This window comes from Mycolicibacterium cosmeticum, assembly GCF_000613185.1.
Classification (GTDB): domain Bacteria; phylum Actinomycetota; class Actinomycetes; order Mycobacteriales; family Mycobacteriaceae; genus Mycobacterium; species Mycobacterium cosmeticum.
The window spans coordinates 717118-733465 of the sequence record NZ_CCBB010000002.1 but is presented as its reverse complement, the minus strand read 5'-3'; the positions used below and the strand labels follow the sequence as shown (position 1 = coordinate 733465).

Here is a 16348-nt window from a genome sequence, read left to right as displayed (position 1 = left end):
ATCGGACGGTATTGTGCGTGCGCTGTGGCCACATCCGGTCATCTGCCGTTCGGTTGGTGTTCGGCTGACCGCTCTACGGTGCGCGGATGCGTGAGCTTCTGAAGAACGCCGGCGCGGTGCTAGCCGCGGTCACCTGCCTCGCCGGCGCCACCGGCGCGGTGCTGGCCGGAGCGCCGCAGGCCCGCGCGGCGGCACTCGATTTCGGCGGTCTGGTGCGGACCTACGAGTTGCATGTCCCCGCCGGGTCCCGGCCCTCGGCGCTGGTGATCAACCTGCATGCGGCCGGGGCGACCGGCCGCGACCAGGCCGCACTCACGCACTACAACGCCGTCGCCGACGCGCACGGCTTCGCGGTGGTGTATCCGGACGGTATCGACATGAGTTGGGCCGACGGCCGCGGTGCCTCCATCCCCGACCGCCAGGGCGTCGACGATGTCGGATTTCTCACGGCGCTGGCCTCGAAGTTGGTGTCCGACTACGGAATCAGCCCCGGGCGCGTCTACGTGACCGGTCTGTCGGCCGGCGCGTTCATGGCCAATCGGCTGGCTTGTGACCGCGCCGACCTGTTCGCGGCCATCGCTCCGGTCGCGGGCACTCTCGGCTCGAACGTGGGCTGCGCCCCGTCGCGTCCGGTCGCGGTGCTGGCCACTTACGGCACGGCCGACCCGATCGTCCCGTTCGACGGCGGTCCGATGACGGGCCGCGGTGGGGTCAGCGACATCGTGTCGGCCCCCGCGCTGGTGCAACGCTGGCGCCAACTCAACGGATGTGCCGATGCGCCCGCTCAGCAGCCACTGGCGCCGAGCGGCGACGGGACACACACCGATCGGATCGACTATCCGCAGTGCGCCCCCGGTGGTGAGGTGGTGTTCATGCGCGTCGACGGTGGCGGGCACACCTGGCCCGGTGCCCCCGAGGTGCTGCCCGCGCAGGCGGTGGGATTGGCGAGCCGCGGCTTCGACGCCTCGGAGGCGTCGTGGCGGTTCTTCGACTCACACGGTCGCTGAATCGGCGAGGTGCGGCACGATCCAATGGCCGTGCGGGGCGGTGGCGATCAGCCGGCCCAGTCCCGCATCGTCGAAGGCGGTCACGAATTCGTCGAGCCCCTCGCTGAAATGCGCCCAGCTGTCCAGGTGCGCCGGCACCACCACCTTGGCGCCCAGTACTTCGGCGGCCGCCGCGGCCCGCTGCCCCGTCAGGGTCAGCGGCCGGTTGCGCTCCTTGGTCGCGACCCGGGCCGCCCCGGCGAACAGCACCGCGATGTCGACCTCGCCGACTCGGTCCCTGACCGCCCGCACGGCGTCCAGTGAGGCGTTGTCCCCGCTGAGGTACACCGTCGGGATGCCGGCCCCCGACACCACGAAACCCGTTACCTCGCAATTGATATGACCGGTCTGGTTGCGGACACCGTCCGCGGGTCCGTGCACCGCGGGTACCGCCTGCACGATGACCGCGTGCCCGTGCCCGCCGGGCAGGTCGATGCTCTGCCACGGCTCCAGCCCGCGCGCCGGCGGTCCGAGTCGCTCGGCGGCCCGCGGGTGGGTCAGCAGCACCGGAGCCCGCCGGGCGAACTCACGGCCCGCGGTGTCCAGGTTGTCGGGATGTTCGTCGTGGCTGACCAGCACCACGTCCACCGCACCCAACTGCTCGGCAGGGACGGCCGGCCCGGCCGTCTTGGTGAGGTAGCCGTGCTCGCCGGCGGGATCGAAGGTCGGGTCGATCACCAACCGCAGTCCGGCGATGTCGATCACCGTGGTGGGACCGCCGAGTACGGCAAAACCGAGATCGCGCCGCCGCGCGTCGATGGTGTCCGGCATGGGAACTCAGCCTAGTCGGCACCCTGGCCGGTCATTCAAGATCGCGGTGAGTTTTTCCCTCGTGCCCACACCGGGCGTCGACATACCGTTACCACACGTGATGTCTTCCGCTTTCTCGCGCCGTCGTGCGCTGCAACTGTTGGGGCTTGCCGGGGGAGCGGCGGTGCTGGGTCCGGCGCTGGCCGCCTGTGGATCCTCGGGCGGCGGCAATGCGCTGGCCTCGAACGCTCCGGTGTCCGGCAAGTTCGCCGGCGTGACGTTGAAGCTGCTGGTCAATCAGCCCCACGTGACGTCCTTCCGTGACGTGCTGGCCCCGGCGTGGCAGCGCGAAACCGGCGGCACCCTCGAGGTGACGGCGGCGCCGTACGACCAGTTGACCAGCAAGCAGATTCTCGATGTGCAAAGCGGCACAGGAGAATTCGATGTGTTCGATTACTTCTATTTCGGCCTCGGGGATCTGGTGGACGCCGGTGCGCTGGTGGACCTGACCGACTGGATCGACACCAACAAGGCGGCCATCGGGGTGGACGGCTACCTGAAATCCATCTACGACCCCTACACGTTGCTGGGCGGCAAACGCTACGGCCTGCCCTACGACGGCGACGTACACATCCTGTTCTACAACGCCGAACTGCTCGAGCGGTACAAGGTGGAACCGCCCAAGACCTGGGACGAATACGACACCATCGCGGCCAAGATCACCAGGGACTCGCGCGGCGCGGCCTACGGTGCCATCGTGTCCGGCCAACAGGTCCCGATGATCCTCGGCTGCTCCTACATCAACCGGCTCACCGGTTACGGCGGCGAATTGGTCGACAGCGCCGGGAAACCCGCGCTGACGTCGGATGCGTCCATCGCGGCGCTGCGGCACCTCGTCGACGTCGCGCCGGTGGCCCTGCCCACCCCGCTGCAGGTCGGCTTCGACCAGGCCAACACCGCGTTCCTCACCGGGCAGGGCGCGCTGCTGGACACCTGGACCGACATGGCGCTGCGCGCCGAGGACCCGTCGGCGTCCAAGATCGCCGGCCGCTGGGGTGCGGTGTCGCTGCCCGTCGGTGGCACCAACACCACCCCGCGCACCGCGCTGGATGCCGGTTTCGGCCTGGGCATTTCGACCGCGTCCAAACACCAGGATGCCGCGGCCGCCTTCCTCAACTGGGCCACCGCCACGCCGCAGAATCTCAAGGTGTCCTCCACCGCGGGTGCCGGTATCGATCCGGTCCGCGGTGACGTGCTCAACTCCGACGGCTACGCCAAGGTGGTCACCAAGGCCATCGCCCCCATCCGGGAAGGACTGAACGGCGATCCGCTGGTGTGGCCCAAGGAGAAGGGCGCTCCGAAACTGTTGCAGGACTTGGTCGATCAGCTGGCTCTGGCGATCGCGGGCACCCAGACGGTCGAACAATCCCTGGAGAACGCGCAGAAGAGCTGGGAGAACACCGCGACATGACCCGTCGCGTCCCGCTCTGGCTGGCCCTGCCCGCCATCGCCGGACTGGTGTTGTTCCTGGTCTATCCGACCGCGTACCTCGTCGCGCTGGCGCTGACCGATTCGTCGCTGGCTCATCCGTTGCGCGCGTTCGACGGGGCGCACAACTTCCAGACCGCTTTCGCTGCACCGGCATTCACCCCGTCGCTGTGGCGGTCGACGCTGTTCGCCGTCGTCGCCACCGTGCTGACCACCGGCCTGGGGCTGGCCTTGGCAGTGCTGTTGAGGGCTCGCGGCACCCGATTCGGGGCGGTGGGCGCCTTGCTGTTGCTGCCGCTGGTCACCGCACCGGTGCTGATCGGTGTCGCCTGGAAACTGCTGCTGGCCCCGGTCGGTGGCGGCCTGGCCGGCCTGTTCGGCGCGGTCGGACTGGCCGGGTTCAACCCGCTCGGGTCGGGTACCGGCGCGTTCGTGGTGCTGCTGGTCATCCACGTCTGGCAGTGGACCCCGTTCGCCGTCCTCATCCTGTTCGCCGCGCTCGGGGTGGTGCGACAGGAGCTGCTGGAGTCCGCGCGGATCGACGGTGCCGGGCCGTGGCGCACCTTCACCACCGTCACCTGGCCGGCGATCGCGCCGACCGCGTTGGCGGTCCTGGTGCTGGAATTGGTGATCGGTTACAAGGTCTTCGACCTCATCGTGGTGATCACCTCGGGCGGGCCGGGTTTCGCAACCACTCTGGCGCCCTACGTGATCTACCAGACCGGGCTGCGGGGCAGCTTCGACATGGGTACCGCCGCCGCCCAGACACTGGTGTTCGCCGCCGTGGTGGGCGCGGTGGCCACCGTGCTCACCACGGCGCGGGCCCGCGCCGTGCGGGCCGAGGCGTCATGAGCCGCCGACTCGTATGGGCCGCCCTGGCCGTGGCCATCCTCGTCGCCCTGCTGCCGATCGGGTATCTGGTCTCGCTGTCGCTGCGCCCACCGGGCGATGTGCTCAACTCGAGTCTGCTGCCGACCGAATGGACGCCGGCGAACTTCGTCTCGGTGTTCGACACCATCGCGCTGGGCACCATGCTGCAGAATTCCTGGGTCTCGGCGCTCGGTGCGGCGGTCCTCGCGGTGCTGATCGCCACTCCGGCAGCGTATTTCACCGCCCGCCGGTTCGGCGGCGAGCGGCTGCTGACGGCCCTGTTGGCCAGTTACTGTGCCCCGCCGGTCGTCGCGATCATCCCGTTGTTCTTCCTGCTGCGCGACTTCGGGCTGACCAACCACGTGCTCGGCCTGGTGCTCGTCAACGGGGTGGCCAACGTCCCCGTCGCGGCGTGGCTGCTGGACGGTTTCGTGCGCCGCATCCCGGTCGAGATCGACGAGGCCGCCGTGATCGACGGGCTCACCGTGGCCGGTGCCTTCCGCAGGGCGGTGCTGCCCCTGCTGTGGCCGGGCATCGTCGCCGCGCTGTTGGTCGTTTTCTTCCTGAGCTACAACGATTTTCTGTTCGCGGTGTACCTCGCCGTCACGAAGGAGAGCCAGACGTTGACCGTCGGTTTGTCACTGTTCCAAGGGGACCGCAACGTCCAGTTCGGCCAGCAGGCCGCGGCCGGCCTGCTGGGGATCCTGCCGGTGTACGTACTGGCGCTGGCCGCACAACGGTTCCTGGTCGGCGGCCTGACGGCCGGGGCCACCAAATGACGACCGTCGAACTTGCGGGCATCACCAAGTCCTACGGCGGCACACCCGTCGTCGACGGGCTGGATCTCACCCTGCCCGACGGATCGCTGACCGTGCTGGTGGGCCCGTCCGGATGCGGTAAGTCCACCACGCTGCGGATCACCGCGGGGCTGGAGGCGGCCGACGCCGGGACCGTGCGCATCGACGGCCGCGATGTCACCGCGGCCGCACCCCGGGATCGCGATGTGGCGATGGTGTTCCAGAACTACGCGCTGTACCCGCATCTGAGCGTGGCCGGCAATATCGCCTTCCCCCTGCGCAATGCGGGAGTGGGCAAGGACGAAGCGGCCGAGCGGGCCCGCGCCGCGGCCGCCCGCGTCGGCATCGAGGGACTGCTGGCCCGTAAACCCCGGCAGCTCTCCGGGGGCCAGCAGCAGCGGGTGGCCATCGCCAGGGCGCTCGTGCGGACGCCGTCGGTGTTCCTGTTCGACGAGCCGCTGAGCAACCTGGACGCCAAACTCCGCGTCGAGCTGCGCTCCGAAATCCGGCGTCTGCAACAGGAACTCGGCATCACCGCGCTGTACGTCACCCATGACCAGGAGGAGGCGATGACCATCGCCGACCAGTTGGTGGTGTTCAACGCCGGCCGGATCGCGCAGCTGGGGACACCCGAGCAGCTCTACCGCAGCCCGGCGGACACGTTCGTGGCCGGCTTCATCGGCTCGCCCAGTACCAATCTCGTCGACGGGACGGCGCGCGAGGGCGTATTCGACGCCGCCGGCCTGCGCTGGCCGGTTCCGCCGGGCACCGACGGGCCGGTGACGTTCGGGGTGCGGCCCGAGGATCTGGTGGTGACACCCGATCCGGACGGCGACGCCCGCGTCGACCTGGTGGAGCTGCTCGGCCCGCGCTATGTGCTGATCGTCAAGGCCGGAGCGCACCGGCTGACGGCGGTGGTGGAGGCCTCGACGGTGGCGGCGTGGCCGTCGGTGCCTGCGTCGGGCGACCCGGTCCGGGTCGAGGTGCGGCCCGGCCGCGCCCACCTGTTCGACGCCGCGACCGGGACCCGCCTATCCCAGTGATTTGTGCACGTTCTGTCACGTCAGGCGTGACAGAACGTGCACAAATCGCACTACTTCTTCTTGACGTCGAACCGGTCGTTGTCGGTCACCTTGACCCACGCGGCGACGAAGTCGTTGACGAACCGCTCCGCGCCGTCGGCCTGCGCGTAGACCTCCGAGACCGCCCGCAGCACCGAATGTGAGCCGAACACGAGATCGTTCGCCGTCGCCGTCCACCGGAGCTCACCCGTGGCGCGGTCGCGGCCCTCGTAGACATTCTCCTGTGTTCCCGACGGCTTCCACTCGGTGCCGATGTCGAGCAGGTTGACGAAGAAGTCGTTGCTCAGCGTGCCCGGCCGGTCGGTGAACACGCCGTGCTTGCTGCCGCCGTGGTTGGCGCCCAGCGCCCGCAGACCGCCGACCAGCACCGTGAGTTCGGGCCCGGTGACGCCCAGCAGGTAGGCGCGCTCCAGGAGCAGTTGCTCCAGCGGAGCCTTCTCTCCGGGACGGACATAGTTGCGGAAGCCGTCGGCCCGCGGCTCCAGCACCGCGAACGACTCCACGTCGGTGTCCTCCTGGGTGGCATCGGTACGGCCCGGGGTGAACGGCACCGTCACCGAGACGCCGCCGTCCTTGGCGGCCTTCTCGATCGCTGCGTTGCCGGCCAGCACGATGACATCGGCCAGCGACACCGTCTTCGTTCCGCCGGCGTTGAAATCGGCCTGGATCTGCTCCAGCACCGGCAGTGCCTTTTCCAGCTCGGACGGCTCGTTGGCCTCCCAGCTGCGTTGCGGTTCAAGGCGCAGCCGGGCCCCGTTGGCGCCACCGCGCTTGTCGGTGCGGCGGAAGCTGGAGGCCGAGGCCCAGGCGGTCTTCACCAGTTGCGGCACCGAAAGCCCGGAATCCAGGATCTTGGCCTTCAGCGTCGCGGCGTCGGCATCGTCGATGAGCTCACCCGCGATGGGCGGCACCGGGTCCTGCCACAGCTGCGGCTCGGCGACCCACGGGCCGAGATAACGCGTGATCGGGCCGAGGTCGCGGTGCAGCAGCTTGTACCAGGCCTTGGCGAACGCCTCGTTGAGTTCCTCGGGATGGTCCAGCCAGCGCCGGGTGATCGCGCCGAACTCCGGATCCACCCGCAACGCCACGTCGGTGACGAGCATGGTGGGCTTGCGGTTGGGCGCGCCGGGGAACGGCGGCGGGATGATGGCCTCGGCGTCCTTGGCCTCGAACTGCCACGCACCGGCCGGGCTCTTCACCAACTCCCACTCGTAGCCGTACAGGATTTCCAGGAACGAGTTGCTCCACTTGGTCGGGGTGGGTGTCCACACCACCTCCAGGCCGGAGGTGATGGTGTCGGCGCCATTGCCGGAGCCGAAGGGGCACTTCCACCCGAGGCCCTGCTGCTCGATGGGGGCGCCCTCGGGCTCCGGGCCGACCAGGTCGCCGTCGCCGGCTCCGTGCGTCTTGCCCAGGGTGTGGCCGCCGACGATCAGCGCCGCGGTTTCCTCGACGTTCATCGCCATCCGGCCGAACGTCTCCTTGATGTCCACGGCCGCCTTCAACGGATCCGGATTGCCTTCCGGGCCCTCGGGATTCACGTAGATCAAGCCCATGGTGGTGGCACCGTACGGCTGCGCCAGCTCCCGTTCGCCGGAGTAGCGCTTGTCGGTCCCCAGCCAGGTGTCCTCCTCGCCGAACAGCACCTCTTCGGGCTCCCACACGTCTTCGCGGCCGAAGCCGAACCCGAACGTCTGGAAACCCGCCGACTCCAGCGCGACGTTTCCGGCGAACACCAGCAGGTCTGCCCAGGAGATCTTGTTGCCGTACTTCTGCTTCACCGGCCAGAGCAGTCGGCGCGCCTTGTCCAGGTTGGCGTTGTCCGGCCAGCTGTTCAGCGGCGCGAAGCGCTGCAGGCCCTGCCCGCCGCCGCCGCGGCCGTCGAAGATGCGGTACGTGCCGGCGGCATGCCAGCTCATCCGGATGAACAGGCCGGCGTAGCTGCCGTAGTCGGCGGGCCACCAGTCCTGGGAGGTGGTGATCACCGACAGCAGGTCCGCCTTGAGGGCCTCGACGTCGAGCTTGGCGAATTCGGCTGCGTAGTCGAAGGAATCACCGAGCGGGTTGGAGGCGGGGGCGTGCGGGTGCAGGCGCGACACATCGATCTGCTCCGGCCACCAGTCCTGGTTGGTCAGCGGGCCGTGCGCCTTGGGCTTCGGCGACGGGATGGCCGGGTTCTCGCTCTCGCTGTTGCTGGCGGTACCGGCATCAGGGTGCGGGGGACGGCTGTCGGACGTATCGGATGACACAACATTTCCTTCCGGGTTGGTGACGGGCTGTGATCACGGATGCGATCGGGAAACCGAGGCGGAGCAGTCGGGGCACAGACCCCAGTAGATGACTTCGGCCTCGTCCAGGACGAAACCGTCGATGGCGCCGTCCAGGTCGGCCGGCGTGAGGCACGGTGCCGCGCCGATGGCGCAGTCGATGTCGGCGATGGTGCCGCAGTTCCGGCACACCACATGGTGATGGTTGTCGCCCACCCGGGTCTCGTAGCGGGCCACCGACCCCAGCGGCTGGATACGGCGCAGCAGCCCGACCGAGGTCAGGGCATTGAGCACGTCGTAGACGGTTTGGCGCGAGACGTCGGGCAGGACGTTGCGTACGGCGAGGAAGATGGTTTCGGTGTCGGCATGCGGATGGGCCCGCACCTCCTCCAGCACCGCGATCCGCGGCCGGGTCACCCGCAACGCGGAAGCGCGGAGCAAGTCCGCGTACTCCGCATCTGAGGCCACGGCATCACTATTGCCCGTTAACTGGACTCGTTAAACATTTTCTTTCAGGTCTGCGTATAACTGCCGAGCCGGCACAAATCCCCGTCATGCCGTGTTATGCGCACCATGAAGATCCGCTTCGGAGTGGGACTCGGAGCAGAGGTCGGCCCCGCCGCGCTGCCCGCGCTGGTCGACCGGCTCGAAGAGGCCGGCATCGACTCGCTGTGGTTTTCGGAGTTGGTGTACTCGCCTGCCGTCGACCCGGTCGTGGGGATGACGTTCGCGCTGGCGCGGACGAACCGGCTCAAGGTCGGCACGTCGGTTGCGGTGTTGCCGGGCCGGCACCCCGTGCTGGTGGCCAAGGAATTGGCGTCGCTGGCCGCCTTGGCGCCCAAACGGGTCCTGCCGGTTTTCGGGCTGCGCTCGGCACTGCCCGCCGAGCGGGACCTGTTCCCGGTACCCGACGGTCGCCGCGCGGCGGTGTTCGACGAGGCGCTGGTGTTGCTGCGAACCGTGCTGGGCAGCGCCGAGCCGGTGAACTTCACCGGGGACCATCACCGTGTCCGAGATGCGGTCATCGCTCCCAAACCCGCTGCGCCGCTGGATATCTGGATCGGCGGGTCGTCACCGGCGGCTTATCGCCGGATCGGTGCGCTGGGCGACGGCTGGCTGGGCAGCTTCCTGACACCGCAGGAAGCGGGCCAGGCGCGCAGGGCCATCATCGAAGCCGCCGAGCGGGCGGGCCGGGCGATTGAGCCCGACCACTACGGGATCAATCTCGCGGTCGGGACGGGTGAGCTGCCGGACACGGTCGCCGCGGCGGTGCGCGCCCGGCGTCCCGACCTCGACCCCGCGACGCTGGTCGCAGCCGATTGGCCGGCGCTGCACCGGCAACTCGACGCGTACATCGATGCCGGCCTAACCAAGTTCGTGATCCGCCCGCTCGGCGCCGGCCCGGATGCGGCCGACTTCGTGGACCGATTCGCCCGGGAGTTGTTGCCCAGGCAGAACTGACCCGGACCCGAGTCTGTGAGTCCGCGTTGACGCGACGGTGGCCGGGCATGGAGGATTGCAGCCAGTGTCGAGGAGAGGACAACCTCAAGCATGTTTGACCGGATCTCTGCGGCGGCCATCGCCGCCGCCGCCGGCGGCGTCATCGTCGGCGGTGCGCTGGCCGGCGCGGGTCAGGCAGCCGCCGAGCCCGACCCGCTGATCCCCACCCCGGCGCCGGGCGCGCCCGCCGAGCCGGCCCCGGGCCAGCCCGTGCTGGTGGCCAACGAGCCCGTCGGTGCGCAGCCGCCCCCGCCGGCCGGGGCACCGCCGGTGCCCGAAGTCAGCAACCAGCAGTACGGGCAGGGGCAGACGCCAGGGCAACTGGGTTATCTCCGCGACGTTTGGCACACGTTCCACAGCGCCGACCCGATCGGCGAGCTGACGATGTCCCCCGAGGACGCCGGTGTCGGGCTCGGTGCCCCGCCCGGGGCGGGACCGGCCCCCAAGCTGCCGCCGGGTTACACCTCGCTGACCGACCCGAGTTCCTCGACGCCTGCCTTGCCGGTCACCGTCGCGGCGCCGCCGGGCACCCCCGGTGGCGGGCCGGCGTTGCCGCCCGGGTACGTCGCGCTCAGTGACCCGAACCCGCCGGCATGGGTGAACGAGCCGGCGCCGGGAGCGCCCGCAGCGCCCGCCGATCCGGCCGCCCCGCCGATCGTCGCGCCCGGCGCCCCGACTCCGTAACGAGAGTGCCGGTCGACCGACTGCACGACCCGTCCTGGCGGGGTTTCGCCAGCGACAACTACGCCGGAGTACACCCCGAAGCGCTGGCCGCCATCGACGCCGCCAACGGCGGTCACCAGGTCGCATACGGGGGAGACGTCTACACCACCCGCCTGCAGGACGTCATTCGCGAACAGTTCGGTGGCGGGGCCGAAGTGTTCCCCGTCTTCAACGGCACCGGCGCCAACGTGGTCGCGCTGACCAGCGTGCTGCCCCGCTGGGGCGCGGTCATCGCCGCGTCCACCGCCCACATCAACACCGACGAGGCGGGTGCGCCGGAGCGCATGACGGGCATCAAGTTGCTGACGGTGCCGACACCCGACGGCAAGCTCACCCCCGAACTGGTCGCCCGCGAAGCGTGGGGTTGGGGGGACGAGCATCGCGCCCAGCCGCTGGCGGTGAGCATCACCCAGGCCACCGAGATGGGCACCGTCTACACCGCGGACGAGGTGCGGGCGATCGCCGATTTCGCGCACTCGCACGGGATGGCCGTGCACGTGGACGGCTCCCGGCTGTGGAACGCGGCGGCCGCCCTGGCAGTGCCGTTGCGCGCGTTCACCACCGAGGCCGGCGTGGACATCCTCAGCCTCGGTGGCACCAAGAACGGCCTGCTGGGGGTGGAGGCCGTCGTGGTGCTCGACACCGAGCGCGCCGCCGGATTGACCTATCTGCGCAAGTTCACCATGCAGCTGGCCAGCAAGATGCGGTTCGCCTCGGCACAGCTGCTGGCCTTGTTCGACGGCGGACTGGGTATCCGCAACGCCGGGCACGCCAACGCCATGGCGACCCGGTTGCGGGCGGCGCTGGAGGCCGGTATCGCCGACGGCGACCTGCCGGGTTTGGCGTTCACGCAGCAGACCTGCGCCAATGCGGTGTTCGCGACGCTGCCCACCGCGACGGCCGACCGGATCCGCGTGCGAGTGCGGTTCTACGACTGGGATCGCGCCCGCGGTGAGGTTCGATGGATGACGGCATGGGACACCACCGAAGCCGATGTCGATGACTTCGTCGCCGTCATCCGAGAGGAATTCGCATGAGGATCAACGTGACGAGCGTGCTCGTCGACGACCAGGACAAGGCGCTGCGGTTCTACACCGACGTCCTGGGTTTTCGACCGAAGCACGACGTACCGATGGGTGAGTACCGGTGGATCACCGTCGTCTCGCCGGAGGAACCCGAGGGCGCCGAGATCCTGCTCGAACCGGACCAGCATCCGGCGGCCAAGCCGTTCAAGCAGGCCTTGGTCGCCGACGGCATCCCGTTCACCTCGTTTGCCGTCGACGATATCCAGGCCGAATACGAACGCCTGGTGGGCCGCGGGGTGCGGTTCACCCAGCAGCCGGTCCCGATGGGGACGGTCACCACGGCGGTGTTCGACGACACCTGCGGAAATCTGATCCAGATCGCCCAGCACCACGGGTAGGGCCGGTCGGGCACACTGGTCACTTGTGGGCCATTCGCCAGCGGAGCCGGTCGGCGGGACGCGTGCGTTCCTGCCTGCCGTGCAGGGTTTGCGCGGGGCCGCCGCCGTCGCGGTGGTGATCACCCATGTGGCCACGCAGACCCGGCAATCCGTCGGGTTGTTCGGCCCCCTGTGGATCCGGTTGGACCTTGCGGTCGCGGTGTTCTTCGCGCTGTCGGGTTTCCTGTTGTGGCGCGGGCACGCCGCGGCGGCGCACGGGCTACGCGAGTCGCCGGATAGCGGCCGTTATCTCCGGTCGCGGTTGGTCCGCATCCTGCCCGCGTACCTGCTTGCCGTGGCGGTCATCCTGGCCCTGCTGCCCGACGCGCACGGCGCGCACGGCACCGTGTGGCTGGCCAACCTGACGCTCACCCAGGTCTACGTGCCGCAAGCGCTGGTCACCGGCCTGACGCAGATGTGGAGTCTGTCGGTCGAGGTGACGTTCTATCTGGCGTTGCCGATGCTGGCGCTGGCGGCGCGCCGACTGCCCGTGCGGGCGCGGGTGCCGGTGCTCGCCGCGGTCGCGGTGGCCAGTTTCGGGTGGGCATACCTGCCCATCCCGGCGCCCAATGGTGCCAATCCGCTGAACTGGGCGCCCGCCTACGCGTCCTGGTTCGCGGTGGGCATGCTGCTCGCCGAGTTCACCTGCCGACCCGAGAGCCGGATGCACCGCATCGCGCGCCGGCCGGTGGTGATGGCGGGGATCGCGTCGGTGGCTTTTGTGGTGTCCGCCTCGCCGCTGGTGATCCCGACGGGATCGGAGCACGCGAGTGTCGGCCAGTTCGTGGTCCGCACGGCGATGGGAGCGGTCGTCGCGGCGGCGCTGCTGGCCCCGCTGGTGCTGGACCGCCCCTCGGCGCGGCACCCGGTGCTGGGCAGCCCGGTGATGGTCACCTTGGGGCAGTGGTCCTACGGGCTGTTCGTCTGGCATCTGGCCGCATTGAGTGTGGTGTTCGCGCTGCTGGACCGGCCGGAGTCGGCGGTCGGTTTCATCGCCGTGCTGGTGCTGACCTTGGTCTTCGGTCTCGCGATGGCCGCGGTGAGCTATGCACTCATCGAGGAGCCCTGCCGAAACGCGTTGCAGCGGTGGGAGACCCGTCGCAATGCGGCGGTGTTGCCGCTCACCGACCCCAGCGGGGACTCCGCTGCCGACCGGTGCCGCGCGGCCTGAGCCCGGCCGTCACAGGTGGCCGGCGCGCCACTTGTCCAGCACGCGCCGGTCCCGTTTGGTGGGGCGGCCGGCGCCGCGATCCCGAACGGCCACCGGGGCGGCCACGGTCGGTGGTGGTGGCGGTGTGCGATCGAGGTAGCAGGTCACGGCATCGGCGGCACCGACCCGCTTCTGGATCACCCGTACCACTTCGACGATGCGGGTGGTATCGCCGACCCGGGCCCGGACGGTGTCGCCAGGAACCACGGTCGTCGCGGGCTTGGCGGTGCGGTCGTTGATCCGCACGTGGCCGGCGCGGCAGGCTTCCGCCGCGTCCGGCCGCGTTTTGGTCAGCCGGACGGCCCACAACCAGCGGTCCACACGCGTCGACTCCATGCCTTCCATCATGGCCCTTCGCCGCGACCCCGATGCCGTGAGGACGACGATCAGCGCGATTCGGCCGAAATGGCGTGGCTTTTTCCGGCCATGGCCGACAGGATTGGGCGATATCGCGGATAGCTAACTGATATATGTTTGCTGAAAATGGAGTATCCGGACAATAAAACGGCCGGATGGCCAGTATCAGTCCAGGACGGTCTCGTAATGCCGGATTCGCTCGTCCAGTTCTTCGGGATCGTGGTCTTTCACCGAGTGGATGACGGCGATGCGACCGCCGACGACCTCGTCGATGTTCGCGAATTCGGTGATCGGCGGGTGCGCGTGCCGGCCCGGGTAGTTGTTGATGGCGAGCGTCCAGTCCGGGGCGTCCTGCAAGATGCACAGCGCCTTGAGCGCACATGCGGTCCGGAACCGGCCGTCGATCAGCACGAAGTCGGGGGCTTTGTCGCCGGTCAGGCAGGCGATGGGCGGATCCGAGTAGCGCCGGAACTGCTCCACCCGTTCGGGCCCGGCGAACCGAGCATGGCGGGGACGGCCCCACTTGCTGATCGGCCCGATGTCGGCGTGGTGGTAGGACTGGGCGGCGGGGTCGAGCAGCCCGTCGGCGGCGATGCGCTGTCGGACCGCACCCAGGATCACCGGATCCGAATCGACGGCGACGAATTCGACGCCGTGCTGGGCGGCGGTGTACGTGGAACCACCGGCCCCGAATTCGAGATAACGGCTGCATTCTCGGATGGCCCCGACAAACCAGTCAGTCGCGGTCTTACTACCGAATCGAGGTTTGCTGGGAATATCCAGGCGACCCAATCGACGGTGCGCCAAGAAAACCAGGTGTTCAGAACTGATCAACGGTTCGCCCCCACGAAGAAATGCATGTGTTGGCGACGATAGCAGCCCCGACCGCGGGTGTCAGGACAGCCGGAGACGACTCGCTACAGGACCGGGGCGGCGGCCGGCGGCGGGCCGCCGCCCGGTGCGGGTGCCGCGAGCACCGGGCCCGGGGGCGGACCCAGCGGTGCCACCGGAGCGGGGGTGGCCGACGGCGCCGGGCCACCGAGATGCGCCGTGACCGGAATCAGCGGGGCGGCGGGTGTCGTGGGTGCGCCGGGCGCCGCGGCGGCCCAGCCCGCCTGCAGGGCGTTGGCGGCGTAGACGGCAGCCTGATCGACCATGCCGGCGTCGAAATACGTGTTGTGTGCGGAGAAACTCCGACCGGTCGGGTCGCACACCAAGTCGTTGTCGACGCACAGGTCGACGGTCTTGGCGGCGTACTGGGGGCCGACCGTCACCGTCGGGTCGTTGATGGCGCGCATGAAGCGGGCCGACGGCTTACCGAACAACGCCACGGCGGCAACGTGATTGGCGATCTCGGGGGGCATGGGGGCCGGTACCGTTGCCGGGTCGACGCCGTCGGGGACGGTACTGGCGGTCACGAAACCCATGACCGCAGCGCCCTGGGAGAACCCACCGAGCACCATCTTGGTGTCGGGGCACGCCGCGGCGGTGGCCAGGATGTGTGCCCGCGCATCGGAGATCCCGCTGACCGCGGTGCCGAAGTCGAGGGTGGCCGGATAGTCGACCGCATACACCCCGACGGACTTGCCGGGCAGCTTGTTGCGCAGTGCGTCGATGAAATCGCTACCGGTGGGGCCGGGCCCCGGGTCCTCGGTGGTCCCGCGCGCGAAGATGACCTCCGCGTCGGGGCAACCCGCCGCCTGCGCGGTGGGCATCGCGGCACCGAGAAGCACGGTCGCGCTCTGTAGTAACACGGATCCTGCGGCCGCGACACCGACCGCAGCAACGTTGCGCCAGGAGGTCACAAGGGGAATGCTGACACACCTCGGTGGCCGTTGCCCCTGGCCGCCAGAGTCCTTTCACCGAAGCCACACCGTCTTATTAGGAATTGGCCGTCTTCTCAGGACTGCGGGCGCAAATCGGTTGTGCCATCGATCGTCCGGTAGGCCTCCCACATGGCCTTGCCCATGGTGCGCAGTCCCGCCGCGTTGTAGTGCCGGTCGACTTCGCTGTTGAACGCGTCCCTGATGCCCGGGACGAAGGCGGTCCGGGGAATCCGGTGCGGGGTATCGGCGTGCACCGCGTTGATCGGCGCGTAGTTCTTGCCGCTGCGCTCCATCTCCTCGGGAACCATGCCGCCCAGGATGATCGGCACCTGCGGTCCGTACCGGTTCCGCAGATCGCCGAACAACGCGTCCAACTTCGTCTGGTATTCGGGGGCGCTCATCAGCGGCACATCGGATTCGCCTTGGTGCCACAGCACCGCGGCCACCGAACTGCCCGGATATCGGGCGAGCGCCGCATCGATGGCCGACACCGCCTCGCGGTACAGATTCCGGCGGGTCTTGGTGTCCGCGATATCCCAGGTGTAGCCGTTCTTCGGGTGGAACGAGGTGTCGCCGCGGGCGCACGGCACCAGCAGGACCGCCCGGTTGGTCGCCGTCGCAAGCTCTTTGCCGAACGTGACACCGAAACCGACACGGCGCGAAGGTGTTTCGTGCAACAGGGGGTCGACTCCGAGCACGACGGTGTTCTTCGACGGTCCGCTGTTGGCCCACTGGTGAACCAGGGGATGCGCCTTGTCGGCACCGTCTCGGTCCAGTGGCAGCCCCATCCCGAAGGCATTCGACTGACCGAGGATGGGCACCACCAGGTACGGCCGCTCCGGGGCGGGCACCGGGATGCCCTTGGGCGCCAGCCGACGTTTGACGAAGCATTTCAGTTCGAACGCCGCCAGCTTCCACAGCGGGGCGTCACCGTCGGGATTGCGGCGTTTGCGCATGGCCAGCACAGTAC

At 69.2% G+C, this 16348-nt stretch carries 17 protein-coding genes; 10 read left to right on the top strand and 7 right to left on the bottom strand.

The window, feature by feature from the left end; translation table 11 throughout:
• The first annotated feature begins 86 nt into the window (after positions 1–86).
• Complete coding sequence (locus BN977_RS18855) at positions 87–1007, top strand: extracellular catalytic domain type 1 short-chain-length polyhydroxyalkanoate depolymerase (RefSeq protein WP_036400208.1); 921 nt, start codon at positions 87–89, stop codon at positions 1005–1007.
• Here BN977_RS18855 and BN977_RS18850 read toward each other — a convergent pair.
• Positions 993–1805: an MBL fold metallo-hydrolase gene (locus tag BN977_RS18850; protein ID WP_024455074.1), complete on the bottom strand. Its 813-nt coding sequence runs from the start codon at positions 1803–1805 to the stop codon at positions 993–995. The genes BN977_RS18855 and BN977_RS18850 overlap by 15 nt on opposite strands.
• Before the next feature lie 112 nt (positions 1806–1917).
• Between BN977_RS18850 and BN977_RS18845 the strand changes: the two genes are divergently transcribed.
• From BN977_RS18845 to BN977_RS18830, 4 genes are read left to right on the top strand one after another with little or no spacing between them, the layout of a single operon-like run.
• Complete coding sequence (locus tag BN977_RS18845; protein ID WP_036400205.1) at positions 1918–3267, top strand: ABC transporter substrate-binding protein; 1350 nt, start codon at positions 1918–1920, stop codon at positions 3265–3267.
• Complete coding sequence (locus BN977_RS18840; protein WP_036400201.1) at positions 3264–4136, top strand: carbohydrate ABC transporter permease; 873 nt, start codon at positions 3264–3266, stop codon at positions 4134–4136. Before BN977_RS18845 ends, BN977_RS18840 begins: the two co-directional genes overlap by 4 nt.
• Positions 4133–4933 (top strand): carbohydrate ABC transporter permease, encoded by an 801-nt coding sequence (locus BN977_RS18835; RefSeq protein ID WP_024455077.1) that lies wholly within the window; start codon positions 4133–4135, stop codon positions 4931–4933. Before BN977_RS18840 ends, BN977_RS18835 begins: the two co-directional genes overlap by 4 nt.
• The gene (locus tag BN977_RS18830; protein WP_036400200.1) at positions 4930–5994 is read left to right on the top strand and encodes an ABC transporter ATP-binding protein; all 1065 of its coding nucleotides are present in this window, start codon (positions 4930–4932) and stop codon (positions 5992–5994) included. Before BN977_RS18835 ends, BN977_RS18830 begins: the two co-directional genes overlap by 4 nt.
• A 50-nt stretch (positions 5995–6044) precedes the next feature.
• On the opposite strand, the gene katG is transcribed toward BN977_RS18830, so the two are convergent.
• Positions 6045–8282, bottom strand: coding sequence for a catalase/peroxidase HPI (gene katG / locus BN977_RS18825; RefSeq protein ID WP_036400198.1), 2238 nt, complete (start codon positions 8280–8282; stop codon positions 6045–6047).
• A gap of 33 nt (positions 8283–8315) precedes the next feature.
• The gene (locus BN977_RS18820; protein WP_036400195.1) at positions 8316–8768 is read right to left on the bottom strand and encodes a Fur family transcriptional regulator; all 453 of its coding nucleotides are present in this window, start codon (positions 8766–8768) and stop codon (positions 8316–8318) included.
• A 105-nt stretch (positions 8769–8873) separates the two neighbouring features.
• On the opposite strand from BN977_RS18820, the gene BN977_RS18815 reads away from it, so the two are divergent.
• The 5 genes from BN977_RS18815 (at position 8874) to BN977_RS18795 (ending at position 13156) form a co-directional block, all read left to right on the top strand.
• The gene (locus BN977_RS18815) at positions 8874–9761 is read left to right on the top strand and encodes a TIGR03854 family LLM class F420-dependent oxidoreductase (protein ID WP_036400573.1); all 888 of its coding nucleotides are present in this window, start codon (positions 8874–8876) and stop codon (positions 9759–9761) included.
• A 90-nt stretch (positions 9762–9851) separates the two neighbouring features.
• A complete protein-coding gene (locus BN977_RS18810; protein WP_036400193.1) occupies positions 9852–10484 on the top strand; it encodes a hypothetical protein in 633 nt (210 codons plus the stop codon).
• Between the two features lie 5 nt (positions 10485–10489).
• Entirely contained in the window at positions 10490–11560 is a 1071-nt protein-coding gene (locus BN977_RS18805) for a threonine aldolase family protein (RefSeq protein ID WP_036400191.1), read from the top strand.
• Positions 11557–11946, top strand: coding sequence for a VOC family protein (locus BN977_RS18800; RefSeq protein WP_036400189.1), 390 nt, complete (start codon positions 11557–11559; stop codon positions 11944–11946). The genes BN977_RS18805 and BN977_RS18800 overlap by 4 nt, the downstream gene beginning before the upstream one ends.
• A 25-nt stretch (positions 11947–11971) precedes the next feature.
• Positions 11972–13156 carry an acyltransferase family protein gene (locus BN977_RS18795; protein ID WP_051561653.1) on the top strand — a complete coding sequence of 395 codons (1185 nt, stop codon included), beginning with the start codon at positions 11972–11974 and terminating at the stop codon, positions 13154–13156.
• A 9-nt stretch (positions 13157–13165) separates the two neighbouring features.
• Here BN977_RS18795 and BN977_RS18790 read toward each other — a convergent pair whose 3' ends face one another.
• The 4 genes from BN977_RS18790 to BN977_RS18775 all read right to left on the bottom strand — a co-directional run bounded on the left by BN977_RS18790 (position 13166) and on the right by BN977_RS18775 (position 16334).
• Positions 13166–13531 carry an Hsp15 family ribosome-associated heat shock protein gene (locus tag BN977_RS18790; RefSeq protein ID WP_024455886.1) on the bottom strand — a complete coding sequence of 122 codons (366 nt, stop codon included), beginning with the start codon at positions 13529–13531 and terminating at the stop codon, positions 13166–13168.
• A gap of 186 nt (positions 13532–13717) precedes the next feature.
• Complete coding sequence (locus BN977_RS31510) at positions 13718–14386, bottom strand: hypothetical protein (RefSeq protein ID WP_131590170.1); 669 nt, start codon at positions 14384–14386, stop codon at positions 13718–13720.
• Between the two features lie 83 nt (positions 14387–14469).
• Positions 14470–15267, bottom strand: a complete 798-nt coding sequence (locus BN977_RS18780; protein ID WP_084172621.1) for a cutinase family protein — start codon at positions 15265–15267, stop codon at positions 14470–14472.
• Positions 15268–15452: 185 nt separating this feature from the next.
• A complete protein-coding gene (locus BN977_RS18775; protein ID WP_109790247.1) occupies positions 15453–16334 on the bottom strand; it encodes a sialate O-acetylesterase in 882 nt (293 codons plus the stop codon).
• Between the last annotated feature and the right edge of the window lie 14 nt (positions 16335–16348).